Source organism: Dermabacter hominis NBRC 106157 (assembly GCF_001570785.1).
Classification (GTDB): Bacteria; Actinomycetota; Actinomycetes; order Actinomycetales; family Dermabacteraceae; genus Dermabacter; species Dermabacter hominis.
Genome location: NZ_BCSI01000002.1, coordinates 1 through 26424 on the forward strand (window position 1 = coordinate 1; position 26424 = coordinate 26424).

20 protein-coding genes are annotated in these 26424 nt (G+C 64.5%); 9 read left to right on the plus strand and 11 right to left on the minus strand.

Annotation, left to right across the window (positions count from 1 at the left end; all coding sequences use genetic code 11):
- On the plus strand, positions 1–1418 hold a 1418-nt coding region (locus DEHOM01_RS02735), incomplete at its 5' end, for a G5 domain-containing protein (protein WP_156468290.1).
- A 428-nt stretch (positions 1419–1846) separates the two neighbouring features.
- Here DEHOM01_RS02735 and DEHOM01_RS02740 read toward each other — a convergent pair.
- From DEHOM01_RS02740 to hutG, 8 genes are all read right to left on the minus strand, one after another.
- Positions 1847–2746, minus strand: coding sequence for an anchored repeat-type ABC transporter permease subunit (locus DEHOM01_RS02740; RefSeq protein WP_061211401.1), 900 nt, complete (start codon positions 2744–2746; stop codon positions 1847–1849).
- Positions 2746–3558: an anchored repeat-type ABC transporter ATP-binding subunit gene (locus DEHOM01_RS02745; protein WP_156468291.1), complete on the minus strand. Its 813-nt coding sequence runs from the start codon at positions 3556–3558 to the stop codon at positions 2746–2748. The genes DEHOM01_RS02740 and DEHOM01_RS02745 overlap by 1 nt, the downstream gene beginning before the upstream one ends.
- Positions 3555–4763: a choice-of-anchor M domain-containing protein gene (locus tag DEHOM01_RS02750; RefSeq protein ID WP_156468292.1), complete on the minus strand. Its 1209-nt coding sequence runs from the start codon at positions 4761–4763 to the stop codon at positions 3555–3557. The genes DEHOM01_RS02745 and DEHOM01_RS02750 overlap by 4 nt, the downstream gene beginning before the upstream one ends.
- Positions 4720–6330: an anchored repeat ABC transporter, substrate-binding protein gene (locus DEHOM01_RS02755; RefSeq protein ID WP_217997995.1), complete on the minus strand. Its 1611-nt coding sequence runs from the start codon at positions 6328–6330 to the stop codon at positions 4720–4722. The genes DEHOM01_RS02750 and DEHOM01_RS02755 overlap by 44 nt, the downstream gene beginning before the upstream one ends.
- Entirely contained in the window at positions 6327–8354 is a 2028-nt protein-coding gene (locus tag DEHOM01_RS02760; protein ID WP_061211403.1) for a choice-of-anchor M domain-containing protein, read from the minus strand. Before DEHOM01_RS02760 ends, DEHOM01_RS02755 begins: the two co-directional genes overlap by 4 nt.
- Before the next feature lie 92 nt (positions 8355–8446).
- Complete coding sequence (locus DEHOM01_RS02765) at positions 8447–9064, minus strand: cysteine hydrolase family protein (protein ID WP_082738672.1); 618 nt, start codon at positions 9062–9064, stop codon at positions 8447–8449.
- Positions 9061–10527: a purine-cytosine permease family protein gene (locus DEHOM01_RS02770; RefSeq protein ID WP_061211404.1), complete on the minus strand. Its 1467-nt coding sequence runs from the start codon at positions 10525–10527 to the stop codon at positions 9061–9063. Before DEHOM01_RS02770 ends, DEHOM01_RS02765 begins: the two co-directional genes overlap by 4 nt.
- Positions 10528–10574: 47 nt before the next feature.
- The gene (hutG, locus tag DEHOM01_RS02775; RefSeq protein WP_061211405.1) at positions 10575–11579 is read right to left on the minus strand and encodes a formimidoylglutamase; all 1005 of its coding nucleotides are present in this window, start codon (positions 11577–11579) and stop codon (positions 10575–10577) included.
- Between the two features lie 62 nt (positions 11580–11641).
- Between hutG and DEHOM01_RS02780 the strand changes: the two genes are divergently transcribed.
- Positions 11642–12400 (plus strand): IclR family transcriptional regulator, encoded by a 759-nt coding sequence (locus DEHOM01_RS02780; RefSeq protein ID WP_061211406.1) that lies wholly within the window; start codon positions 11642–11644, stop codon positions 12398–12400.
- Positions 12401–12438: 38 nt separating this feature from the next.
- On the opposite strand, the gene DEHOM01_RS02785 is transcribed toward DEHOM01_RS02780, so the two are convergent.
- A complete protein-coding gene (locus tag DEHOM01_RS02785; protein WP_061211407.1) occupies positions 12439–14196 on the minus strand; it encodes a pyruvate dehydrogenase in 1758 nt (585 codons plus the stop codon).
- Positions 14197–14810: 614 nt separating this feature from the next.
- Positions 14811–15656, minus strand: a complete 846-nt coding sequence (locus DEHOM01_RS02790) for an MBL fold metallo-hydrolase (RefSeq protein WP_061211408.1) — start codon at positions 15654–15656, stop codon at positions 14811–14813.
- A 224-nt stretch (positions 15657–15880) separates the two neighbouring features.
- On the opposite strand from DEHOM01_RS02790, the gene DEHOM01_RS02795 reads away from it, so the two are divergent.
- From DEHOM01_RS02795 to DEHOM01_RS02805, 3 genes are read left to right on the plus strand one after another with little or no spacing between them, the layout of a single operon-like run.
- Positions 15881–17206, plus strand: a complete 1326-nt coding sequence (locus tag DEHOM01_RS02795; protein ID WP_061211409.1) for an ABC transporter substrate-binding protein — start codon at positions 15881–15883, stop codon at positions 17204–17206.
- Positions 17203–18087 (plus strand): carbohydrate ABC transporter permease, encoded by an 885-nt coding sequence (locus DEHOM01_RS02800; RefSeq protein ID WP_061211410.1) that lies wholly within the window; start codon positions 17203–17205, stop codon positions 18085–18087. Before DEHOM01_RS02795 ends, DEHOM01_RS02800 begins: the two co-directional genes overlap by 4 nt.
- On the plus strand, positions 18084–19022 hold the full coding sequence (locus DEHOM01_RS02805; protein ID WP_016663457.1) for a carbohydrate ABC transporter permease: 939 nt from the start codon (positions 18084–18086) through the stop codon (positions 19020–19022). Before DEHOM01_RS02800 ends, DEHOM01_RS02805 begins: the two co-directional genes overlap by 4 nt.
- A gap of 130 nt (positions 19023–19152) precedes the next feature.
- On the opposite strand, the gene DEHOM01_RS02810 is transcribed toward DEHOM01_RS02805, so the two are convergent.
- Positions 19153–20469 carry an ABC transporter substrate-binding protein gene (locus DEHOM01_RS02810; protein ID WP_061211411.1) on the minus strand — a complete coding sequence of 439 codons (1317 nt, stop codon included), beginning with the start codon at positions 20467–20469 and terminating at the stop codon, positions 19153–19155.
- Between the two features lie 231 nt (positions 20470–20700).
- Here DEHOM01_RS02810 and DEHOM01_RS02815 point away from each other — a divergent pair, with 231 nt between their 5' ends.
- From DEHOM01_RS02815 to DEHOM01_RS02830, 4 genes are all read left to right on the plus strand, one after another.
- Entirely contained in the window at positions 20701–21060 is a 360-nt protein-coding gene (locus DEHOM01_RS02815) for a FeoA family protein (RefSeq protein ID WP_016663455.1), read from the plus strand.
- Entirely contained in the window at positions 21057–23000 is a 1944-nt protein-coding gene (feoB, locus tag DEHOM01_RS02820; RefSeq protein WP_061211412.1) for a ferrous iron transporter B, read from the plus strand. Before DEHOM01_RS02815 ends, feoB begins: the two co-directional genes overlap by 4 nt.
- On the plus strand, positions 23000–23671 hold the full coding sequence (locus DEHOM01_RS02825) for a NifU family protein (RefSeq protein ID WP_061211413.1): 672 nt from the start codon (positions 23000–23002) through the stop codon (positions 23669–23671). Before feoB ends, DEHOM01_RS02825 begins: the two co-directional genes overlap by 1 nt.
- A 169-nt stretch (positions 23672–23840) precedes the next feature.
- Positions 23841–26297: a PhoX family protein gene (locus DEHOM01_RS02830; RefSeq protein WP_061211414.1), complete on the plus strand. Its 2457-nt coding sequence runs from the start codon at positions 23841–23843 to the stop codon at positions 26295–26297.
- The last annotated feature ends 127 nt before the right edge of the window (positions 26298–26424 follow it).

A 26424-nucleotide genomic window follows, 5' to 3' on the forward strand; every position in this document is an offset into this window, starting at 1 on the left:
CCGGCGACCCCGAAGTGACGACTGAACGCACCAAGGAACCGGTCAAGCAGATCATCCGCGTCGGCACCAAGTCCGAAGGTACTCACACGACTGAGTACGAAAAGGACGTGCCGTTCGAGACCGAGGTCATCTTCGATGACACGATGGAAGCCGGAAAGCAGGAAACTGTTCAGGAAGGCCAGCTCGGTAAGGACAAGGTCACCACTACCCTGACCATCGAGAACTCGAAGGTTGTGGACTCCAAGACCGAAACCAAGCGTGTGACCGATCCGGTCAAGAAGATCATCAAGGTCGGTACGAAGGGCAAGCCTGCCTCCACCGAGTTCGAGTGGATTGAGAAGACTCCGTTCGAAGTCGAAGTACGCGTCAACCCTGACCTCCAGCCTGGTGAAACCAAGGTTGTCCAGGAAGGCAAGCAGGGCGAGGTCAAGCACACCGTCAAGGTGAACGCCGAAAACGGTGAGGTCTCCACGGAGGACACCTCCGAGAAGATCAGCGATCCGGTCAAGCACATCGTCGAGGTTGGTCCGGCCAAGAACCAGACCGAGCTCACCGATAAGCACACCGAGAAGACCCCGTACGACACCCTCATCGAGTACGACCCGAACCTCGAGGTCGGCAAGGTGGTTGAGGACCAGGCTGGTTCCTTCGGCGAGAAGGAAATCACCAAGACCTGGAAGCTCGAAAACGGTAAGCCAGTAGGCGATCCGGAAGTATCCGAGAAGGTTCTTAAGGATCCGCAACCGCGCAAGATCCGCGTGGGCTCCAAGTGCAACTGCGACAAGCCGACTCCGGAGGAACCTGGCAACCCCGAGGATCCGACGAATCCGGGTAAGCCGGAGGAGCCGGGCAACCCTGAGGAACCTGGCAATCCTGAAGAGCCGGGCAATCCTGAAGAGCCGGGTAACCCTGAGGAGCCGGGTAACCCTGAGGAACCGGGTAAGCCTGAAGAGCCGGGTAACCCTGAGGAACCGGGCAAGCCGGAAGAGCCGGGTAATCCTGAGGAGCCGGGCAACCCTGAGGACCCGACGGATCCGGGCAACCCTGAGGATCCGGGTAAGCCGGACGATCCGACCAATCCGACCAACCCTGAGGAGCCTGAGCAGCCTGGTCAGCCTGAGGAACCGGGTAATCCCGAGGAGCCGGGCAACCCTGAGGAGCCGGGTGAGCCGGGTGAGCCCGAGCAGCCGGGTCAGCCTGTGCAGCCTGGTGAGCCTGAGGATCCGACGGAGCCTGGTCAGCCTGAGGAGCCGGCTAAGTCTGCGAATCCGGCTCACCCGAGCAAGCCGTCGGAGCCGAGCCTGCCGTTGCCTCGCACAGGTGCCGAGATTGCCGCGACTGCTGGCCTCGCCGCACTTCTCGTGCTCGGTGGCGTAGGCGCATTGGCATGGCGCCGGAGGTCACGCTCGCAGAAGTGAGCACCGAGGCGATGAGGCTCTAAAGCTTCATCCCTGACTCGCACACATGTGGCGGGGGACCGGGAAAAATCCCGAACCCCCGCCACATTCGCATATCCATCACCGGTGGTCGGCGATGTCGCCGCCCCAAGAGGGCTAAGCGGCAATTCCCGGGAGGAGAGATGCGGCCGCAGCTCGATAGGGCAAAAGGCGCTGCAGGAAGCGAGAGGTGTCGGGCTAGAAAACCGCCCGTGGCCGTCGGCGGGATAGCCGTCGCCGGTAGCTAAAACTCAACCCAACATTCGCGGTGGAAAGATGGCGAATAGCGCCGCAAACGTTGGGGTTAGTTTCCTAGACCGGGAAAGGGAAGGGACGGGAAGGGGAGGGAAGGGAAGGGGCGGGGCGCCGAAGCCGTGGCGCGCCGGCCCTTACGGAAGCCGCAGCCGGCCCTAGACCGCCGCCTCGAGCTCCGTTCCCTCGGCGCCGTTATCGAGTTCGCCCCGGCGCTTGTTGCGCAGCACCCCGTGGCGGGGGCTCAGCGCCCACGAGAGAACGAAGATCGCCGTCGCAACAAGCACGATCGTGCCGCCCGTCGGGAGATCGAGCGCCCACGAGAAGTACACGCCGAGCAGGGCACTGCCCATGCCGATGCCCGCAGCGCACGCCATCATCGGCATGATCCGGTCGGTGAGCATCCGCGCCGAGGCCGCCGGCGTGACGAGCAGGGCGAGGACGAGGATGTTGCCGATCGTGTGGATGCTCATGACGACCGCGAGGGTCACGAGCACCGAGAGGGCGATGTCGAGGAGCATCACGGGCAGGCCGAGCGCCGCGGCGTAGCCGCGGTCCATGCCGACGACAACGAGATCACGGTGAAGGATGACGAGGAGGGCGAGCACGATCGCCGTGAACACCGCTGAGGTGACGAGCGCCGAATCCTCGATGCCCGTGATCGCCCCGAACAAAAAGCTCGAAAGTGAGCCGCCGTAGCCGGGGGCGCGGCTCATGACCACGATGCCGAGTGCAAACGCCGCGACGAAGAACACGCCGATCACGGCGTCGCTTCGCAACCGGTGATGGTTACCGAAAACGGCGATAAGGATCGCCGTGATGACGCCCGCGACGATTCCGCCCACGAGGAACGAGCCCTGGAGCACGAACGCCACCGCAATCCCGGGGAACACCGCGTGCGCGACAGCGTCGCCGATGAACGTCATGCCGCGCAGCACCACGTGCGTGCCCACAACGGCGCACACGAGCGCCGCGAGCATCGACACGACGAGAGCCTTCGGTAGGAACGTCAGCTGCGGGTTCGTGAGGTCGGTGAGGAAGTCGAGAGGAGTCAGCATCAATGGTCTTTCGATTCGGCGTCGACCGCGGAGGCGACGTGCGTGAGAAGCGGTGAGTGCTCGGAAACGCGGAAGGTCTCCCGCCACGGTTCGGGGTCGCGCAGTTCGCTTGGCGGGGCATCGGCGATCACTCGGCGATTGAGCAGCACCACGCGATCGGCGACGTGCAGCGCATGCGTGAGGTCGTGCGTCGACATGACCACGGCGCAGCCCTCGCGCGCGAGCGACACGAACAGGTCACTCAGGAGTTCCTGCGAGGGCATATCGAGCCCCGTGAACGGCTCGTCGAGCAAAAGAACGGCAGGCTCGAGCACAAGTGCGCGAGCGATCATGACGCGTTGGCGCTGACCGCCCGACATCTCACCGATCGGGCGATCCTTCATGGCGTCCATGCGGACCTTTGAAAGGGCGTGCGCGACGGCCTTGTAGTGCTCCTTCCCGGGGGAGCGCCAGCGGCTGAGCTTGCGAATAAGCCCGAGCATGACCACGTCGTGCGCGGTCGCGGGGAAATCCCACTCCATTTCGCTGCGCTGCGGAACGTACGCACGTTCCCCACGCGCCTCGACGGATCCCGAAGCGAGGGGGAGCACCCCGAGAAGGCTCTTCACGAGGGTGGTTTTACCGGCGCCATTCGGTCCGAGCAGCACCGTGACGCTTCCCGCCTCGATATCGAGGCTGATGTCGTCAAGGACCGTGCGCCCACCGAGATTCACGCGCAGCTGCGAGCACGACAGCGGACGTGCGCGATCCGCGTGGCCCGCCGCGGTCGCGCCAGCCGCCTCACGCGGGTGTGCGCTGAGGGCGGAGGTCATTTCCTGCCACCTTCGCCCGGCTGGTTCGCAGCCGAGGATCCGGTGCCTGCGGCTTCGCTTTCGGCTTCGGCTCGCGCGCGCTCATTCTTCTTCTTGTTGAGCGCGTAGGCTCCGCCGCCCGCGGCAGCAACCACGGCGGCGCCGCCGCCCACGATCCACGGAAGAGAGTTCGAGCTCGTCTTTTCGCTCGCGCCGTCATCGGCAGCGCCCTTCGAGGGCTTAGCCTTCGCGTCATCCTTCGCGGCGCCGGGAGCCGAGGAGGCGTCGGACCCGCCATCGCTCGCACTTCCCGCGGCCGGTGCACCGTCGTTGCCCCACGCGGGCGTCGCCTGCATCGCTTCATCCGGCGCGGTCGCATCGCCGACCGCGAAACGCAGGGTGCCGCCAGCGGAGTACTTCGTGCCGACCTCGCCCTCGGCCATCGCCTCCACGGCGAGGAGATACACGCCGGGCTTCGTGAACACCCAGTTCGCGTGCGTGTGCGTGTTGATGTCCACGAACACGTCGGCGGGGGTCTGCTCGAGCGTGTCGCCATCGGCGAGCTGCTGCGGCGGCGCGAAGTTGCCCGGCTGGAGGAACAGGCTGAAGTGGCCGGGACCGGACACGTGCGTGAAGCGCAGCGTGACGCCGCGCGGGCATGCTTTGACGACTGCGGGATCCTGCGTATTCCACCCGAGCCACACGACGCCCGACACTTCGGTCTGGGGCACGACGTATACCTCAGAGCCAGATTCGGCCTTGATGAACGAGTACGCTTCATCGTCCGGAACGGGAAGAATTCCCTGGTCATGGACCTGGAAAACGATGTCCTCGAGCATGCGCCACGTGGGGGTTTCCCCCGTGTCGTCACGCGCGGCGAAGATCCACTCACCGTCGATGAGGCGCGGGCCAAGATCGACGTGATGCGCATCGATCACGACCTTCTCGCCCTCGACGATCTTCTCGTCATCGCTCACTTTCTGCTTGAGAGCCGGGTCGTCGGCACCGTCGGTCGCGCCGTCGGTCGGATCGAGCGGGAGGGGCCGTGCGGGGGCCGCGAGGGCAGCGGGGGCGCAGGCCAGGGCGCCGAGTGCGCCGGCGCCGAGGGCCGCGAAGTGGCGCCGCGTGAGGGCGCGAGAAGAACGGGAAGTCATGAGCTCATCTTTCGTTGGTAGGAGGGTTTTATTCCGACGCTTGCCGGTCGCCATCGCCCAGGGGTTTTCCACCGAGCCCCCTCGCGAGGGAGTCGGCGTTGGCCCTCATCATCGCGGCGTAGGTATTGACCTCGCGCGTGAAGGAGTCGCCCCAGATGGGCTGGACGGGAATCTTTTCCATGCGGGCGGCATCAACGAGGCTCGTCGATACCGGTCCCGCTGTGGCTTCAAGGAAGACCGCTTTCGGGGCGAGGTCGCGCAGAGTCGCGGCGAGGCGGCGGCGGTCCGCGATGGAAGGCTCTTGCCCCGGGGAAGGGGAGACGACGGCGGCGATACGAAGCCCGTAGCGGTTCGCGAGGTAGCCGTAGGCGTCGTGGGTCGTCACGAGTTCGCGGCCGGCCTTCGGGATTGAATCGATCGAACGCTGGACGTAGGAGTCGACGTCGTCGAGTTCGCGCAAGTATGTGGCCGCCCGCGAGCGGTATCCTCCCGCGTGGTCCGGGTCGAGGCCGCACAGGTGGTCGCGGATGACCTCGACGTAGGCCTGGGCGTTCGTGACGTCTTGCCACAGGTGCGGGTCGATCTCGCCGTGCACGTGCTTGCCGAGGACGGCCTGCGGCAGCTGGTAGACGTCTGTTCCGCCGCGGGCGATGAATCGGAAGGCGGGATCGGCGGGGACCGGAAGTAACGCTTTCGGGGGCACGTGGATCACCATGTCGTCGAGCGCGATGTCGCGCGTACCGCCGTTGGCTTCGGGGTCGTCGATGCGCATCACGAGCGCGCCAGAGGGAACGTCGACCGTGATGTCGGCGTGGCCCGCGGAAATCACTTGTCGCTTCGCAAGGGAGGCGTGGGCGCCTTTTTTCGCCGCTTCCTCGGGGGAGATGCCGACGCAGATCCAGACGTCGCCCTCGGCGGAGGATTCGGCGCCGAGCGCACCACCGCTCCACGTTCCCCTAAAGCGCGCGCGATACACGCCTGCCTTAGTAAAGGCCCAGCTCATATGCGTGTGGGCATCCATGGGAAGGTCGATGGCATCGGTGCGGGCTGAGACGCCGTCGGACGAATCAAAGACGCGCTGGGGCTCCCCGAATGTTCCGGTCACGTACCCGTGCAGGGCGCCGGGTCCGTCGCTCTCGGTGAGGGCGAGACGTACTTGCGTGAGGCGCCCGGCGCCACGTTCGCGGCCCGCGACGCGAAGGCCGAGCCACACCGTGTCAAGAGAGCGGTTCTCGACGAGCGGGATGATTGTGGCGCCGCGCGTCGAGGCTTCCTCGGCGAGTGCGAGATGCGTCGAGCCTGCGGGAAGGTTCGCGTCGATCGTGCGGATCAGCGCCTGTTCCTCGAGCATGAGGTAGTTCGACAGCGCGAGATCGGCGTAGGCGATGTCGCGGACGTTGCGGGGGAGAGGCTCGAACGAGTGCGGGTCGCCACCCTCGGGGATGAGGGACGTGACGAGTGCATCGGGACCCGCGACGTTCTTTGCGAGATCGGCGAGAATGCCGGTCGTTGCCACGACGCGCGGGCGAGGATCCTCGCTCGAGCGCGCGGTGCGGCCAGGCAGAATGATCGCGCCGAGAGAGCAGGCGGCGGCGCCCAGGAGCACGGAGCGCCGCCGCAGTTTAGGGGTGGAGGTCACTGGAAGCGGCGCCTCGCCACTGCCGTGCCAGCGCCCACGATGATGAGCGCTGCGGCGGTGCCGGCGAGGCCGGTCACCTCAGCGCCCGTGCGCGGAAGATCCGAAGCGGAGTCACCCGCGGGAGCGTCGCCCGTCACGGACTTGGCGTAGTCGGCGGAGCCGCCCGCCTCCACGATCTGGTCGGCGCTGAGGTCACAGTCGGCGCCGTCCTCGGTCTTGCCCTTGAGGTCGACGATCTTGTAGCCCTTGCCGTCCTTGAAGATCTGGCCGATCTTCGCGCTCTTGCGGTCCTTTGCGGCGCTCACGCTCGAGCCCGAGCCGGCGGTCGAGGAGTACCACTTCTGGCCAACGATCTGGCCGAAGTTGCCCGAGGTGAACACGCCCACGTTGCCCGGGCCGCTCGCGGACACGAGGGTCTGCGTGATTTCGCCGGTCGTGTTCTGAATGATCGAGGGGTGCATCGAGTTCGCGCCGACCCACGGAACGCTCGGGGCCTGAGTCGAGCCGATCATCCACACGTCCGAGCCTGCGGGGGCAATGTATTCGATGCCCGCGGGTGCCTTTGCCTTTGCGGCATTGCCGAGGCCGAACGAGATGGAGGAGGGCTCAACCCACTGCGCGGGTGACTTGCGGTCGTCCTTGATCGACGAGATGAGCTTGCCGTTCTCGAAACGTGAACCGAAGTCGAAGTGGCCGCTCGTTGCGCCGGAGCTGCTACCCACGTTGAACGTGAGGGTCGAGGTGTCGGAGTAGCTCTTGCCATCCTTGCCCTTGACGCTTTGACGGATCGTCAGCTTGTAGGTGCCGGGCTTCGAGAACACCCAGTTGGGGTGCACGTGCGTGTTTGCGGGAATCGTGTAGGAGCCGCCGGCCTTGGCCTTGGAGGTGCTCGTCGCGGCCTTGATTTCGTCCTGCGTGGCGTCGCGCACGACTTCGGTCGCGGTGCACACGGGCGCCTTCGGCTCTTCCTTAGCGGGGGCTTCCGGCATCGCCGGTGCCGCGGGAGCAGCGGGCTTGGCCTTGGCCTCCTTAGCCGGGGCCGCAGCCTTAGCCTTAGCTTTCGCCTTCGGCGCGGGTGCGGCGGGCTTTTCCGGCGCCTTGGCCTTCGGTGCGGAAGTGCGAGGCTTCGACTCATCCGCGGGTGCGGGATTTGCGGGCGCGGCAGGCTTGGTGGAGTCCTTCGGCGCAGGCGCTTCCGCGGTGGGTGCGGTGTCCGACGGCTTCTCCGGCTTCGCGGGAGCTTCAGGAGCCGGAGCCGGTGCTTCGTCCGACGGCTTCTTCGGTGTCGTCGAGTCCTCCGGTTTGGGGGCAGGAGCCGGTGCCGGCTTTTCAGCCTTGGCGTCGGCCTTGCCCTTGAACTCATCGCCCACGGTGAAGGTGTAGGTCGCCTTGTTCGAGGAGACTTTCTTGCCGCCCTTCGTGCCCTCGGCGTGGAGGGTCAGCGTGTACACGCCGGGCTTCGTGAAGACCCAGTTGGCGTGGGTGTGTGCGAACTTAGCTTGGTTGAGCATGGAACCGGTTTTAAGTTCCGTGCTGTTGTTCTCGAGGAGGGGGGTGGCGCCTTGGAAAGTGGCCTGACTGAACAGATGGATCTTGCCGGGGCCTTCAACCTTGTCGAACTTGAGCTTGATCGACTCATCGAAGCCCGTGCCTTGTGCCCCCAGTGTGTCCCATCCGGGCCACAGCAGATTCGGGTCTTGCGTTAGCGGAAGAGCATATCCCTTACCTTCTCCGGGCCACCCTTTGGGCACGTCCGTGAGAGCCGCCGACTTCACGTGAAGCTCGACGTCTTCCGCAGCGTGTGTCTTGTGCGAGCCCGTGACGTCTTCTTTGAGGTCGAGCTTGAGCGCGTCGCCCTTAGCGGTGACGTTGAAGGCATCGACGTGGCCGGAATCGATCACGAGGCGCCCGGCGGCGTGCGCCGAGCCGAGAGGAATGAGAATAACGGCGAGCGAAGCGAACGCCGCGAGGAGCGCGCGCAACGCGGCGCGAGTGCGCGCCGGCGCCGTGGCTGTCTGGACCAAGGGAGCACCTTTCTATGTCGCCCGGCGAAAAACGCGAGCAACGGTTGTTAATGAGAGTCGCTATCATTAACAACATAGGGAGCCTCCTCCCGTCAACCCAGGGACAGCACCTCGTTCGTTGTAGCGATACGCACCTGCGGCGCAAAAAGCCCCATGATTGAGAGCGCCCGCTCGTGATTTCCCTGGTCAGAGCCTGCGCACGCATCGCCGACGAGGGTGATCCACGCACCCGAATCGGCCGCGGGCAAAACTGTCGAGATCACGCAGCAGTCGGTCGACACTCCCGCCACGACGAGATGCGGACTCCCGCCCGTAATCGCCGTGAGCTGGGCGCCCCACTTGCCAAACGTTGGCTCATCAATCACGTGTGGGGCGTCGAGCGCGGCCGCCTCGGGGGTGAGGTCGTACAGTGGATCGCTCGCGGGCACATCCGCAAACGGCCACGCCTCGAAATACTCGCCCCACGAGGTCGAGCGGTCCGCCGTCGGAATCCAGCGCGTGAGAATCACGCGCCCCTCGAACCCCTCCGCAAGGCGCGCGATATTCGCCCAGGCCGCCTCCCACATGGGGGAGGCCCAGTCCGACGATTGCTCGGCAAAAATCACCTGCGGATCAATGACGAGAAGCCACGCATCCGAGAAATCGTCGCCGGGAACGCCGCGAGAATGCGAAGCCGATGTGACGCCGGAAGGCGTCGGCGCCGTACTCATGCCCACTCCTGGCGGCGGATCGTTCCGCGGCGCAGCACGAACGTGAGAGCGAAGCCGAGGACGAGTGCGAGAAGAACGCCGAGGTTCGCGTCCGCCCACTTGCTATCTCGCCCACCGAGCGGACCAAGCAGGTAGCCCTGCCAGTTGTTCCATGCCGCCGCTTCCGCGAAGCCGTTGACCACGAGCCCCCAGCCGAGCACGGAGCACACGATGAGTGTGAGGATCGAGATCCAATCGACCGAGCCGTAGCGGCCTTGTGCATCGAACAATGCCTGTTCGTCGTAGTCCACGCGGCGCGTGAGGATATCGGCGATAAGAATGCCCGCCCATGCCGCGAGCGGAACACCGAGCGTGATGAGGAAGCTTTGGAACGGGCCGAGGAAGTCGTGCGCGAAGAACACGACGTAAATGGTGCCCGCCGTGAGGATCACGCCGTCGATCGCGGCCGCGGCGGGGCGCGGGATGTTAATGCCGAGGCTCAGCAGCGTGAGGCCCGAGGAGTAGATGCCGAGCACGGCCCCCGACACGAGTGCAAGAACCGCCGTAAGCCAGAACGGGATGAGCACCCAGATCGGGAGGATCGAGGCGAGCGTGCCGATCGGATCATTCACGATGCCACCACTCAGTGAGGGATCCGAGGCGACGAGCAGCACGCCAAAGAACACGAGGAGCACCGGGGCGATCGCACCGCCGAGCGTGTTCCACCAAATGATCGAGGCATCGGAGGTCTCGCGCTTTTGGTACCGCGACCAGTCGGCGGCGATATTGATCCAGCCGAGGCCGAAGCCGGTCATGACCATCACGAGCGCGCCGATGACCTGCTGCGGCGTGCCGTTCGGGACGGCGAGGACCGCGTCGACATCGATGTGAGAGAACGTGAGGAGCACGTACAGGATCGTGATGGCGCCAGTTATCCACGTCAGAACCGACTGCAGCTTCATGATCGTGTGATAGCCGAGCACGCTCGCGACGACGATGAGCGCAGCAACCGCAACCGTCGCGGCAACGAGCACGGGCGTGCCACTGGGAAGGCCAAGGCGTGAGAACACGGTTGCCGTCGCAAGAACCGCCATGATCGACAGGAACGTCTCCCACCCGATCGAGGTGAGCCACGAGACGATTCCGGGAACCTTCTGGCCATGCACACCGAACGCCGCACGAGAGAGCACCATCGTTGGGGCGCTCCCGCGCTTGCCGGCGATCGCGATCAGGCCGCATAGGAAGAACGAGATCGGGATGCCGATGAGGGTCACGAGCGTGGCCTGCCAGAAGCTCACGCCGAAACCGAGGATGTAGCTGCCGTAGCCCATGCCGAACACCGAGATGTTTGCGGCGAACCACGGCCAAAACAGGTCGCTTGGCTTCGCCGTGCGCTCGGATTCAGCGACGATCTCGATGCCCTGGCGTTCCATGAGCCCCGGGCTCGTGGAACGCGTGGGGGAGGAGGATGCGTGAGTGCTCATGAACAGCTCCAGTCGCGCGAAGGGAAGGGGGTTAGGTCACATCCTAGTCAGCGAGCGAGGATGTGCGCGGCCTCGCTCACGAGCCGGGCCGCGGACTTCGCGGTGCGTCCATCCACGTCAAAGCGCGGATTCAGCTCGACAATGTCCATGAGCGAGAGTTTCCCGGTGCGCGCAGCGGCCCGCACCGCCGCCACGATGATCGGCAAATCCACGCCAAGCGCCGCCGGGGCCGACACCCCGGGCGCCGTGTGGGCGGGCAGCACGTCGAGGTCGATCGTCAGGTAGAGAACGTCGATACGGGCGGCGAACTCCTCGACGAACCGCGCGACGCCCTCGGCACCCATCTCAAGGCACTCCAGGTCCGTGCGGTACTCAACCCCAAGCGCATCGGCAGTCTCAAACAGAGCGCGCGTATTGCCCGGCTCCGCGATCCCGAGCACGGCGTAATTGAGGGCGCGCCCCTCGGCCGCCTCCGCCTCAGCCATCTGCAAGAACGGAGTCCCGCTCGTCGGGGTCGGGGCGCTGCGCAGATCGAAATGAGCGTCGAGATTGAGAACACCCCACGACGGGAGGCGGCAAGCGTCGGATCCCTCGCCGCCAAGGTGCTCGCGAAGCCCGAGGTAGCTCGCCCATGCGGTCTCGTGGCCGCCACCGAGCACGAGCGTGAGGCGGTTGCCCTCGGTGCCGAGCGCGGTGGCCGTCAGGCTCCCCATCGCCGCTTGCGCCTCCTCGAGAGCCTCGCCGATCGTTGCAACATCGCCCCAGTCGGCAAGAGCCACCTCACCCGAGGCGAGCGAGCCGTGAAGAGCCATGCTTGCAAGAGCCGAACGCAGTGCCGCCGGCGCTTCGGCGGCTCCTACGCGACCGTGGTTTCGGCGCACCCCCTCGTGCGAGGCGAAACCCGCGAGAGCCACGTGCGGGCTCTCGGGCGGGCGATCCTCGCTCACGAGCGACACGCGCTGATGCCAGCGCGCATGCGCCGTCCCCTCGCCGTCGACTCGGCCTTGCCACGGACTTCTTTTGGTGCTGCTCATGGTGTTCACACCCACCATTATGGGCGGATGGACTGTATCCAAATAGATTCGCTCCAGGCGCGCCCGATAGTGTGTGCCCTATGCCGTCGAAAGTACCCGCAGCCGCCTCAACGCTGAGGATCCTCACCTACCTCGCGCAGCGCTCGAGGCCCATCGCCGCCTCGCGCATCGCGAGCGAACTCGATATTCCGCGCTCGAGCACGTACGACATCCTCGCCGAACTCCTCGATCAGGGCTTCGTTCTCCACTACTCGGACCTGCACGCCTACGGCCTTGGCCCATCCGCCTATGAACTCAGCTTCGGCTACACCCGGCAGGCTCCGCTCGCTCGCCTCGGCAAGCGCGTGACCGAACGTCTCACGGATCGAGTTGGCGAAATCTCGCATGTGGCCGTGCTTCAGGGCCGCCACGTGCTCTACGTCGTCGAAGCGCGCCTCAGCAAACCCGCCTCCTACCCCACCGACGTCGGCGTGCGCGTGCCCGCCCACCTCACCGCAAGTGGGCGGGCAATTCTCAGCGCCCTACCCGCCAATCAGCTCGCCGCCGTCTTTACCGGCGAAACGGTTCTCGAACCCCACCTCGGCGCCGAGGTGGGCCCCGCGTTCCCCGTGGCGCGCGCGCTCGCTGACGCACGCGACACACGCACGCGCGGCTACGCCGTGGAAAACGGTGAGGTTCTCGAGGGGCACCGCTCGGTGGCGCTTCCCGTTTTTGACGGCGCCCGCTGGCCCGTTGCCGCGGTGGCCGTCACCTGGCAGGGAAGTGACTCCTCGCGCGACCTCGACATGCTCGAGGCCGTGCGCGTCGCCGCAGATCAACTGCAAAAGGCGATCTCCTAAAGGAGACCGCCTTTCGCCTTACGCGTTCGCGAGAGTTCTTAGAAGAACGCTCCGGGTCGCGGAATATTACGCACGTTCGACTTCGCAAGATTCACCATCTTGCCCACGCCACCCTCGAGCACGATCTTTCCGCCCGCGGTCGCAAAACCGCTCATCTGCTCGAGCGTGATCTTCGGAGGCATCGCAAGCGCGTCGGGGTCCGTCACAATGTCGATGAGCATCGGGCCAGGTGCCGCGAGGGCCTTCTTGAGATCCTTGCGCAGGGTCTTGGGGTTCTCAATGCGGATCGAGGGAATGCCGGCGCCTTCGGCGATCTTCGCGAAGTTCACCGAATCGTGGTCAGTCTCGAAATCGGGAAGGCCCGCCACGAGCATCTCGAGCTTCACCATGCCGAGGCTCGAGTTGTTGAACACGACGATCTTCGTGTTCAACTGGTGCAGGCGCACCGTGAGAAGTTCGCCCATGAGCATCCCGAGGCCGCCGTCGCCACTCATCGAAATGACCTGGCGGTTCGGCTGTGCGGCCGAGGCGCCGATCGCCTGGGGGAGGGCATTAGCCATCGTGCCGTGACGGAACGAGCCGAAGATGCGGCGCTTACCGTTCGGCTCGATGTAGCGTGCGGCCCACACGTTGCACATGCCCGTATCGACCGTGAACACAGCATCGTCGTCCGCGAACTCATCGAGGAGGCTCGCAACGTACTCCGGGTGGATCGGCTTGAGGCGCGACGCCCGCTTCGTGTACGAGTTGACGACGTGCGTGAGCTCCTTCTCCTGCTTGCGCAGCATCGAGTTGAGGAACGAGCGGTTCTTCTTCTGCTTGAGCTGGGGCAGCAGCGCGCGGATCGTGAGGGCCACATCGCCGTGCACACCCAGATCGAGAGGCACGCGGCGGCCGAGGCGCGAGCCGTCGGCGTCGATCTGCACAACCTTCGGCTTGCCTTCGCGGGGAAGGAACTCCGAGTACGGGAAGTCCGTGCCGAGCAGGATCAAAAGATCGCACTCGTGGGTTGCCTCGTAGGCGGCGCCGTAGCCGAGCAGGCCGCTCATGCCCACGTCGAACGGGTTGTTGTACTGGATGAATTCTTTGCCGCCGAAAGCGTGTCCGATGGGCGCTTTGAGGGTGTCGGCGAGCTCGAGGACTTCCGCGCGCGCCCCCTCGATACCGGCCCCGGCAAAGAGGGTGATCTTCTTAGCCGAGTTCGCGAGGCGGGCGAGGTCCTCGACGACCGAGGCCTGCGGCTGGATTGCGCCGAAGGTCGTGGTGAGGGTGCGGGTCGCTTCAATCGTGACCTCCTGGCTGGCGATGTCGCCGGGAATCACGAGGACCGAAACGTCCTTCTTCGCGAGCGCGGTTTGCGCGGCGTTATGAAGCATCTGTGCGCCGTGGTTGCCCGAATTGACCATTTCGCAGAAGGCCGAGCACTCGTTGAAAAGAAGCTCGGGGTGGGTCTCCTGGAAAAAGCCGGTTCCGATCTTTTCGCTAGGGATATGCGACGCAATCGCGAGAACCGGAACAGAGTCGCGGTGGGCGTCGTAAAGACCCTGAACGAGGTGCGTGTTGCCGGGGCCGCACGAGCCGGCGCATACGCTGAGCTTGCCCGTGACGCGGGCCTCGGCGCCTGCCGCGAAAGCCGCGGCCTCCTCGTTGCGCACGTGGATCCATTCGATGCCCTTGGTCGTGCGCACGGCATCCACGATGGGGTTGAGGGAGTCGCCAACAACGCCGTAAATGCGCTCGACGCCCATAGCAACGAGTTGATCGACGGTGTGCTGGGCGAGTGTCTTTTTCGCCATGGAGTTTCATCCCTTTCGCGGATGTTCGCCTGGCCCGCGGCGAAAACGCCGAAAAGACCAGCGTTGAGTCTGTGACGCTTTAAGCGTAGGCGGGACTTTGGTCCATTGCAGCTTGAGGTTTCAGAGGTCACGTTATTCGCGTGAGCCGGGCCACGTATTGATGAAGTTAGCACATTCTTGGAGTGGGTGGCGTCGGCCTCGCGCGGGCCGCGCGAGTAGACGCGCCCGGCCCGCGCGCAGGGGTGTGAGTGGCGCGAAGTGGCGCACGGATGGTGTGACTCGCGTAATATTTCGCGACTCGCTCAAGGCGCTGACCAGGCAGTTTGTTGCGCTTCCGAGGGGAATTGCAGGAAATACAGCCAATCGTGAGCCCATTTCCCGGTTTTTTCAAGGCAGACGTAGTTGCCTTAATGCATCGCGCACGGATCCCGCAAAGTGGGGTCTCGTCGTGCGGGGATAAGGGTAAAGGGATTGACCCCCGGTTGTGCCTCGTGAAGGCAGGCCGGGGGTTTCCCTATTGTGCCTCGCGTAATCGACGTGTAGATACCTGCGCTATTTCCCTGCTTTCGCGCATGCCTGCGAATTTTTCTCCACACGGAAGAAGGGTCCGACGGTTACCCGCGCCCTACTGCCTCCCGAAGGCGCGCGTGCCACGCCTCCATGCGCGGCATCGATCGGCGTTCATCGCGGGGATCGCCGCCCTCGAGAATCGACGCGAGATAGGCCCGATCGCGCTCGAGCCTGTCGAGCGCATCGGTGCCAAGGGGGCCGTGGCCAGGAACGACGAGTCGCGCCTCACGTGCGTAGGGCTCGAGCAGCGAGAGTGCATCGAGGTAGGCGCGGAAAGGGTCGAAGCTGCGCTTTTGGAGCACGCGTGCGCGATAGTCGCAGCCGTCGAGATCGGGCAAAGGGAGCTCGATGCTCGAGAGCATGTCGCCCGCGATCAGGATGCGCTGGTCGGGTAGCCATAGCGCTGTGTGGCCCGGGACGTGGGCGTCGTGAGTGAGCAATTCGGGCTCAAAACCATCCGGTGCCGCACCCTTTGGGAGCCACGTGCGGTGGGCGTCGGCCGGAGCCTGTGGGGTGGGGTAGAGCCGGCCGAGCAGCCCGGCGATGTCGGGCCGAGAATCGAGGGCTGGGTCGTCCGCAGCGGCGCGCTCGAGGAGGCGGGCGCGATCGGCATCCACCAGGCGCACGGTTGCTTCAGAGGCGAGTCGTGGGACATCGCCAAACGCCGGATGCCATAGGACGTGATCGTGGTGGGCGTGGGTGGCGAAGCCCGAAAGGGCGCTCAGGCCGCGTTCGTCGAGTTGGGCGGCGATGTCGTCGAGCTCATCGACCTCCCATCCCGGATCGATGAGCATCGCCTCGCTGATCGAGGCGAGCACAACGCTATTGAGTGACTCGTTGCGCGAGGTGTGCACGAGGACTCCGGGCGCGACATCCACCAATTCAGCCATGGCCCCATTCTTTCAGCTGCTCGGTTTTCGGGGTGGAGGTAGCCCGTCAAGCGCGTCAAAACTAGCGACGCCGCGGCCCCTTTCTTCGACCTTTTCGGTTGGATGGCGTGGCGTTTACCCAGGTCTCGAAGGGTGAGCGTATGATGAAATGTGATGCAGGCCGCATGGGTGCTGGCCGACCCGACGTCGAGGGCCGCACCGTTGCGGATCGACAAGGAGGTCCCATGAAACCCATCACCCGGCGTACCGCGCTCGCCGGAACAGGCGCCGCACTCGCGGGTGCCCTCGCGAGCTGCGCCCCACCAAACCCCGGCTCGGTGAACGCCGAAGCCACAATCCCACCGTCGAAGGATCGCGTAAAGCTCACCTACTGGGCATGGGTCAAAGACCTTCAAAAAGTCGCTGACATATTCAACAAGAGCCAAGACCGCATCCACGTGGAAGCCTCATGGATACCCGGCGGCGGAAGTGGCGGCTACGCCAAACTTCTCTCCGCTGTAGCCGCAGGGGGCGGCCCCGACATTGCGCAGGTTGAGCTCCGCTCCGTCCCCGAGTTCGCGCTCGCGGGCGCCCTCGTGGACCTCTCTCGCTACGGGATTGTCAAAGACAAATTTGATCCGGGCGCTTTCGCGCAAGCGCAAGTGGGCGAGTCCGTGTGGGCCGTTCCGCAAGACACGGGCCCCGTCGCAAACTTCTACAACCGCGAAGTGCTCGAAGGGGAGCTTGGCCTTACGCCACCGTCCACATGGGACGAGTTCCGCGAGGTTGCGGGGGCCGTCAAGGATGCGGGTAAGACGATCTTTACCCTCGATCCGAGCGACGGCTCCTACTTCGTCATGTGGGCCATGCAGGCGGGTGCCACGTGGTTCAAGCCCGAGGGCGATGGATGGATCATCAACATGACCGACGAGAAATCGCTCAAGGTCGCCGAGTTCTGGGATGGCATCCTCGCCGACAACCTCGTTGGAACCGGATACGGCGCGTTTTCGACGCCGTGGATGGCGGCCACGGGTGACGACAAGGTCCTCAGCACGATCTCCGGATCGTGGAGCGACGCCCTTATCGAAGCGGTGCCTGGCGCCAAAGGTAAGTGGGCCGTCGCGCCCATGCCAACGTGGGGTGATGGCTACGCCTCGGGAGCCCACGGCGGCTCGTCAGCGGCAATCCTCTCCACGAGTAAGCACCCGGCCGAGGCCCTCGAATTCTGCACGTGGATGTGCACGAGCCCCGAGGGAATCGACGCGATGATCGAGAACTGCGGTATCGGCTGGTCGCCGTCGGCGGACTACATCGGTGAGTCCCGCACACAACCGTCAGAGTTCTTCTCGGGCCAAAACTACAACGAAGAGGTCATGGTGCCCATGGCCGAGGGGCAGAACCTCGAATGGACGTGGGCGCCGCTTATGCAGCGCTTCATGGACGTCGTGGGCACCGGAATGACGAAAGCGATCAACGGTGAGCAGCCCCTCGTGGACCTCCTTGCGGTCACTCAGAAAGACATCACCGAGATTATGCAAGGCATGGGCCTCAACGCGGAGGAGGCGCGATGAAATCGAAGTGGGCACCCTGGGTACTTATGGCACCGTTTTTGGTGCTGTTCATCGGCACGATGGTGGTGCCGATCATCATGGCGATTGGCTACAGCTTCACGACCGTGGAGCGCCACGGCCTCCTCGGCGAGGGAGGTATCGAGACTTCGTTCGCGGGCTTCGATAACTACATCGCCGCGCTCGCGAACCAGAACTTTGTGGCCTCGATCGGGCGCATGATCCTCTTCGGCGTCGTGCAGGTGAGCGTCATGATCGTCGCCGCAACGATCCTCGCGCTCCTTCTCGAAAGTGCCGCGGCGAAATGGCCGGGATTCTTTAGAAGCGCCTACTTTTTGCCCTACGGCATTCCGGGCGTGATCGCCACTATCCTATGGTCGTTCCTGTATATCCCGGGTCTGAGCCCCATCGTTGATGCGCTTCAGCTCGTGGGAATTGAGGCCGATTTCCTGAGCCCAGACATGGTGCTGTGGTCGATCGCGAACATCGTGACCTGGACGTATACGGGCTACAACATGCTCATCATCATCGCCCAGCTCAAGGCCATTCCCGGTGAGCTGTACGAGGCCGCCCGCATCGACGGGGCCGGCCCCTTGAAGATCGTGACCTCCATTCAGTTGCCACTCATTCGGCCGGCGCTTTTGCTGACGATCATCTTCTCGATCATCGGCACGCTCCAACTGTTCGCGGAGCCTCGCCTACTGATGACGATGAGCTCGGGCATCACGAACGAGTACACGCCGAATATGAGCGCCTACGCGTACGCGTTCCAGTACAACGAGGTTGGGATGGCGGCGGCGCAGGCCGTGATCATCGCGGTCTCGGCCTTTGTTCTTTCGGCCATTGCTCTCGGGGTCTCCTCGTGGGCGGAGAGGAAGCGATGAGCGCTACGCAAACGACGCACGTCAGCGAACGTTCGAGGAAGAAGCAGGCTATGCGCCTTGAGCGGGATCAGCGTTCGGGTGCCCGCTCGGCTGGCCGCAAGCCGGCGACGACGATCATTGTGACGGCGCTTTTGGCGATCGTCGCGATGTACTTCCTCGTGCCGGTCTATTGGGTGATCGTGAACGCGACGAAGTCGACCGAGGACCTGTTTGGTACGAGCGGCTTCTGGTTTGGCAAAGAGTTCCTGCTGTTCGACAACCTCAAGGCTGTGTTCACGGCCAATGGCGGGATCTTCTCGCGCTGGGCGCTCAACTCGCTTCTGTATTCGGGAGTGGGCTCGGTGCTCGCGACCTACTTCGCGGTCGCCGCGGGGTATGCGCTCGCGAAATACCGCTTCCCCGGCCGCAGGGCCGTGTACGCGTTCGTGCTCGGTGGTGTGCTCGTGCCGGGCACCGCGACCGCGCTCCCGCTGTTTTTCCTGTTCTCGAGCGTGGGGCTCACAAACACGTACTGGGCCGTGCTTATTCCGTCGCTCGTGAGCCCGTTCGGTCTGTTCCTCGCGTCAATCTACGCGAGTGCGGCCGTTCCGGATTCGATGCTTGAGGCGGGGCGTCTCGACGGCGTGAGCGAGATTGGGCTGTTCCACAGGCTTGCCCTTCCTCAGCTCACGCCGGCGGTGGTGACGATCCTGCTGTTCCAATTCGTGGCGATTTGGAACAACTACTTCCTGCCCCTCGTGATGCTTGCCGACGAGAAGCTCTACCCGATCACTCTGGGCCTCGATAACTGGCGCGCGCAAACGGACCGTTTGCCGGAGTTCTTCCAGCTCACGACCGGCGGCGCGCTGCTGTCGGTGATCCCGCTCGCGATCCTCATTCTCGTGTTGCAGCGCTTCTGGCGTGGTGGCCTCACGGAGGGTTCGGTTAAGGGATAGCTGCGCGTCTGAGCCCGGTTAGGGCTTGGGTTCCGACGGTTGCATGCCGTATGCGGTACCTCCTTTTACGCTACTGGCCCGCTTCCCCAACAGGGGAGGCGGGCCAGTGCGCGTGCGCGCGTGTGACGGTTTAGCTATTTTCCTTCTTGAGCACCTCGTTCATGGCTTTCGCGAGTGCCTTGCAGCCTTCTTCTGCGGAGATCTCCCCGTCGAAGACCTTCGAGAGGTGTTCGCCCTCGAGCTCTTCCCATTCGGGGCAGGTCTTGGAGACGGGGAAGGGCACGGCGTAGTTTTCTGCCTGGTCAACAAACACGCTGAGGTCATAGCCGGGCTGAGCATCGACGTATGGATCCTGGGTGCCTTCGAGAGCGGGGAGCGCAATGCCGGATTCCGCGCTGATTTTGGCGGCCTCTTCACCCGCGAGGAAGGTCACGAGGGCCTGGGACGCAGCGAGATTCTCGGTGTTTGCAGAGATCACGTGGCCGAGGCCGTGCACGGCCGTCTTGCGGTCGTCGCCGCCGGGGAGGTAGGCGACGGCGCAGTCGTTCTTCACGGAGGACCCGATGAGTGCGCCAACGCGCCAGTTGCCCGACCACTGCATGGCTACCTGGCCGCCTTCAAACATGCCGTAGCACGAGTTTTCGGCAAGGAACTCTCGGCTGGGGCATGCGCCGATCTCGATGAGGTCGCGCCAGAACTTCACGCCCTCGATGGTCTTGGGGTCGTCGTAGCCGGATTTCTTTTTGTCGTCGGAGATCACCCATCCGCCGTTGATGGCGATCGAGTGGTAGTAGGAAGCGGTGCGCGAGAAGACCTCCGCGCAGCCCCACACGCCGTCGGGAAGCTTGTCGGTGAGCTCGAGTGCCTTTTCCTTGTAGGTGTCGAGTGTCCAGGTTTCGTCCGGGTAGGCAACGCCGGCCTGGTCGAAAAGCTTCTTGTTGTACCAGATGCCTACGCAGTCGACGTCTTTGCACGTCGCGAAGAGTTCGCCGTCGACCGTGTACATGTCGACGAGTGCGCTCGGGTATTTGTTCGGGTCGATGAGCCCGTCGTCGACGAGGGCTTTGAGGGAGGCGAGCTGGCCGTTCTCAGCGTAGGAGCGGAAGTTCGGGCCGTTCATCCAGAACACGTCGGGGAGAGCCTTCGACGAAGCCTGCGCGCGGAGCTTTGTGAAGTAGTCCTTGAACGGCACCATGTTCAGCTGGACTTTGACGTTCGGGTATTTCTTGTTGAAGGCCTTCATGACGTCGGTGAGCATGGCCTCCTGGTTGATATCCCAGTAGGCGTAGGTGATTGCACCTTTGATTTTCTTCGGGTCGTCGCCAATTTCGTTCGTGGCGTCCTTGATGGCGGCCTTGTTTCCGCCGCCACATCCTGCGGCGGCGGCGGCGAAGGCGGCCCCGCCAGCGGCGAGGAGGGAGCGGCGGGCGATCGGGGATGTGGCCATGATGGTCTCCTTTGTGGGTAAGGGGTTTCGGAGAGTGGCAGAAGTGAACGGTTTTCTAAAACCTCTTTAAGAAAACCAATGGCGGGGAATTTACGGCAAGGCAGGAGGTGAAATGTTGCAGCTCGTTCACTGAGTATTCAGATCTGCGGCTCTGCCCGGGGTGCTTCGGTCCGACGGTGGCGTGCCCCATGTCCCTTCCTAGTTAGATTAGGCAATGCTAACCTTGCAAATATGTCAGTTGCCTATCCCGAGATGACGTCGCTCGCCAACGAGCTCACCTCGCGTGCGCTCGTGTGCACCCTCGACTGTCCCTTCGCTTCGACGATCGCCTTGAGTGATGTGCCGAAGGGGGTCACGGCGATCATCGCGGCATATCGCGACTCGCACTCTGTTCTGTGCCGCCGTCTCTTTGACCTGGGCTTCCACCCGGGTCTCGAGGTCGAGCTCGTGCGCAAGGCGCCCATGCGTGACCCGCTCGTGTTCCGCGTTGCCGATTGCGAAATCGTCCTTCGAAAGCGCGACGCGGCACGCATCCTCGTGCACGTTGGGGATGAGCACCCCAACAACTCGGTCGAGAAGAAAGCAGCATGACCTGCCACGATGCGGCGCCGGTAGCGCCGCGCGATACCGGTGCGCGCCGTTTTGCGCTCGTGGGCAACCCGAACGCCGGTAAATCCACGGTGTTCAACGCCCTCACGGGCATGCGGGCGAAGGTTGCGAACTACCCGGGCGTCACGGTCAGCAGGTTCGTGGGTAGCGTCGAAGTGCAGGACGCCTCCGGCGCGAGAATCGATGCCCAGGTGGAGGACCTCCCGGGTACCTACTCGCTAGACCCCATTAGCCCCGATGAGCAGGTTGTTCTCGAATCGCTCAGCGATGAAAGCCGCGCGGATGCGCTCATCGCGGTGCTTGACGCGACGAGCATGCGCCGCTCGCTCGGGCTCATCGCACAGCTTCAGCGCACGGGTCTGCCGATCCTTGTGGCGCTCACCCATGCCGACGAATTCCTCTCGCGCGGCGGCAGCGTGGACGTCGCGGCACTGTCGAAGGCGCTTGGCCACCGCGTTCTCGTCGTGACGGCTGGAAACCACCGAGAGCTCGACGCGCTGAAAGCCGAGCTGGCGTCGGAAGAGGACTGGCCGAGCCCTGCCGTTGCCGCTCCCACCAACCCGAAGGGCTCCGCCGCGTGGATCGATTCGGTGCTCGAGGCCGCGCACTATCGCGCGCCCGGCTCCCACGCCCGCACCCGCAAGCTCGATGCGGTGTTGCTGCATCCCGTGTGGGGCAGCCTCGTGTTCTTTGCGGCGATGTTTGCGCTGTTCCAGCTCATTTTTACGGTCGCTGCGCCCATTCAGGGCTGGATCGAAGAGGGCTTCGCGTTCCTCGGAGATGTCGCGCGCGAAAATATTGGTATCGATTGGCTCGCCGGTCTCGTGGCCGATGGCTTGATCGGTGGCGTGGGCGGCGTTCTCACGTTCGTTCCCCAGATTTTCCTGCTGTTCTTCGCGCTCGCCATCCTCGAGGCGTCCGGCTACATGTCGCGGGCGGCGTTCCTTATGGATCGGGTCATGGCAGGCGCGGGCCTCGAGGGCCGGGCGTTCGTCGCGATGCTCTCGAGCCTCGCGTGTGCGATTCCGGGGATTATGGCCACACGTTCGCTTCCTTCGGCGAAGGATCGACTCGCGACGATGCTCACGATCCCTCTCATGACGTGCTCGGCACGCCTTCCCGTGTACACGATGTTGATTGCGATGCTGATCCCGGCCGATGCCCGCCTCGGCGGAGTGATCGGCGCGCAGGGCGCGACGCTCTTTGGGTTGTACGTGCTCGGGGCATGCTCCGCGATGGGCTCGGCGTGGGTGTTCTCGAAGATTTTTGGGCGCGGTCGGGCGAGCCTTCCCTTTTATATGGAAATGCCCACCTACCGCATCCCGACCTTGCGCGAGCTCGTGACGAACACGTGGATTCCCGTGAAGGGCTTTCTCACGAAGGTGGGGCGCATCATCCTCCTGCTCACACTCGTGCTGTGGGCGCTGCTCAACCTCCCTGCCGTGGGCGATGCGGAGCTCGCGGCCGCGGGTATCGACCAGTCCGATTCGGCGGCCGTCGCGACCTACCAGCTTGAGCACTCCTACGGTGCGGGCCTCGGCAAGGCCGTCCAGCCTGTGTTCGAGCCCCTCGGTTTCGATTGGCGCGTGAGCGTCGGTGTCGTTGCCTCGCTCGGCGCGCGCGAAGTGTTCGTCTCGACGCTCGGGCAGATCGCGAGTGCGTCCGATCCAGAAAACCCCGGCGATACCCTCTCCTCTCTCACGTGGGGCCCCGGCCCTCACGAAGGCCAGCTCCTCTTCACGCCAGGCACGATCGCCGCGCTCCTCGTATTCTTCGTGTTCGCGCTGCAGTGCACGAGTACCATCGCGGCGCTGCGCCGCGAATCCGGTTCGTGGACATGGCCTGCCCTCGCCTTCTGCTACATGTTCGCGCTCGCGTGGGTGGGAGCGTTTATCGCGAAGCTCGCGGTGGGAGCGCTGTAGTGGGCGTGGGTTCCGACGGTTCCCCGGCAAGCGTCGGACCTCACGCTTTGCCCGACCACTCCCAGCGTGCCGTGCCAAGTCTTGGCCATGCCACCCCCGCTCCGGCGAGCGTGACCGGGGCGGAGCGAGCGCTCAGGTGGAGCGTGCAGGGGGCGTCGTTGCCGCTTGGCTGGGAGCCGATTCCGGACGCGCTGCCGCAGCTCGAGCGAATCGTGGCGGAGCCTCACGGGCTCTGGGTGTGGCTGCGCGCGGGATATTCCTGGCGCGACGAGGCCGAGGCTGTTCGCGAGGGACTTGCGCGCATGCTTGACGAGGCGGCGCCCCACCTCGCGGAGTTCGAGGCGCAAATCGGGGTGGACAGGCGCGTCGAGGCCGTGCGCCTTGCCGCGACAGATGTGATTGACGGTGACCTCGGGCCCTACATCGCCTCGCACGGCGGAAAAGTGCACATCGTTGACGTCGAGTGGGGCGATGCCGGGCCGGTGGTGAGCGTCGAGTTCGCAGGGGCGTGCAAGGGCTGCGAGCTGTCCGAAGTGACGCTCCACCTGCGCATTGAGAAGGCGCTCGAGAAGCGCATTCCCGCGCTTGCTGAGGTGCGCGATGCGACCCCGCGCACGGCGCCGCGGCTCTTCCAGGGGCTTTTTCGCCGCCCGCCTGTGTCTTCTTCGTGAGGGTGTAGGCAGGCGCCTCATCCGCCCTCGTTGTGGGCGGCACACGCACGTCTTGACTGTTCTTTGAAAAAGAATTCACGTGGGCGTCACTTTTACTGTGGATGTTGGTCCCTCGCGTAGAGCACTGTAACTGCGTCAGATCACCAACCACATTGAAGGGATGCCTCCAATGGTGCTCCACCTCCCGCTCCTCATGAAGGATCACGTTCGCGGCAAGCGTTCCGCAGTGACCTGTGCACTCAAGTGCGACAACCAGTGCGCGAAGCCCGCATGCAATACGAGCAACAACTCCTACATCGGTGACATCGTCTCCGCTGCGATCAGCCGCCGCTCGCTCCTCGGCGGTGCTGCCGCAAGCGCCCTCGTGATCGCCGCCGGCGGTACGCAGGGCATGGGTCAGGCCGCCTTCGCTGCCGACCCGAGCGCCCCGAACCCCACGATCGGCTCGGCGCCCGAAGCGCCGAACGGCTCGAAGCTCCGCTTCACCCCGATCGCCCCCGTCAACAAGGATGTCGACGAGTTCAACGTGCCCGAGGGCTACCGCTGGGAGCCCGTCATCAAGTGGGGCGACCCCCTCTTCGACGACTCGCCTGAGTTCGACTGGAACAAACAGACTCCCGAAGCCCAGGCGAAGCAGTTCGGGTACAACAACGACTACACGGAGATCCAGGAGATCCCCGGCTCGGATGGCCTGCGCGCCGTCATGTTCGTGAACCACGAGTACACGAACGCGAACATCATGTTCCCGGAGGACATGCCGAAGCACGATCAGGTCGCCATCACCATGGCAGCCCAGGGCCTCACCGTCGTGGAGCTCGAGCGCAAGGACCGCAAGTCGCCCTACACCTACGTGAAGGGCGGAAAACTCAACCGCCGCTTCCTCCTCGACACGGAGTATGAACTCACCGGCCCCGCCGCGGGCTCCGACTTCGTGAAGACGAAGAAGGACCCCGAGGGACGCACGATCCTCGGCACCTTCGCGAACTGCTCGGGTGGCCTCACCCCGTGGGGCACGCTCCTTTCGGGCGAAGAAAACTTCCACGGCTACTTCGTTGCCGATGAGAACATTCAGTCGAACGCCCGCCTCGGCATCGACTCGAAAGAGTCGGTGTACGGCTTCGAAATGATTGACCCTCGCTTCAATGCGACGAACCCCGGCTACGAAAACGAGGTCAACCGCTTCGGTTACGCTATCGAGATTGACCCGTGGGACCCCACCTCGACCCCGAAGAAGCACTCCGCGATCGGCCGCTTCAAGCACGAGGGCGCGAACGTCATCATCGCGGAGGATGGCCGCGCGGTCGTGTACTCGGGTGACGATGAGCGCTTCGAGTACATGTACAAGTTCGTCTCCAAGGAGAAGTACGTCGAGGGCGATCGCAAGCACAACATGACGCTCCTCTCCGAGGGCGATCTCTACGTCGCGCGCTTCTACGGCAACTCGCCCAAGGAAGAAATCGACGGCAGCGGCGCCGTTCCTTCGGACGGTCAGTTCGACGGCACCGGCGAATGGGTCCCGCTGATCCTCGACGGCAAGTCGCAGGTTGAGGGCATGACTGTCGAAGAGATCGCGGTCAACACCCGCACCGCTGCCGACAAGGTGGAGCCCACCAAGATGGACCGCCCCGAGGACGTCGAGCCCTCGCACCACTCGCGCAAGGTGTACGCGGCCCTCACGAACAACTCGAAGCGCGAGATCTTCCAGGTGGATGAAGTCAACCCGCGCGCGAAGAACCGCGACGGTCAGGTCCTCGAGCTCGACGAGCAGGGTGACCAGACGAGCACCGAGTTCGCGTGGAACCTCCTCCTCGTGGCCGGCGACCCGAACGGTGGCGACCAGACCTTCTACGGCAATGTTGACCCGAAGTCGGTCTCGCCGATCTCTTGCCCGGACAACCTCGCGTTCGACTCGGTGGGCAACCTCTGGATTTCGACCGACGGCGCCCCGAGTGGGATCGGCTACAACGACGGTCTGTTCCGTGTGACCCTCGAGGGAGACATGCGTGGCAACGTCGAGCAGTTCCTCTCTGTGCCTCGCGAGGCCGAAACGTGTGGCCCGATCGTGCGCGACGAGGACTACTCGGCCTTCGTGTCGGTTCAGCACCCGGGTGAAGATGGCAAGTTCAGCGAGCAGCACTCCTTCTTCCCTGAGTACAACCAGACCGGCCCGCGCCCGACGGTCGTGCAGGTTCTGCCGATTTGGGATGAGGCTGAGGAGCCCAAGCCCGAGCCGAAGCCGGAAGAGCCGAAGCCCGAGCCGAAGCCGGAAGAGCCCAAGCCCGAGCCGAAGCCCGAGCCGAAGCCGGAACAGCCGAAGCCTGAGGAGCCCAAGCCCGAGGAGCCGTCGGCACAGCCTGCGCCCGGCAAGGATCCGAGCGACGCGGCTGCTCCGGTAGTGCCCGCTCCCAAGAAGCCCGAGAAGAAGCAGCCGAAGAAGCCTGTCAAGAAGGTGAGGAAGGAAGCCGAAACGAACCGTGGCCCGCTTCCGCGCACCGGCTTCGAGGCCGCTCCGGTCGCCGCAGGCGCCGCGGCTCTGCTCGCAGCCGGCGGCATGATGGCGGCGAAGTCCGCCAAGGACGCTAAGCCTGCAACCGAAGCTGAAGGTGACGGCCAGGCCGACGCCTGAGCATGATCCGCTGAGCTCTAGGGCTTGAACGGGAGGGGTCTCGCGCTGCGGCGCGAGGCCCCTCCCTGGTTTTGCCTTAATTACTGGGGGAGAAAAGCGACGTTTCGACACCTGAAGGGGCTCTCTA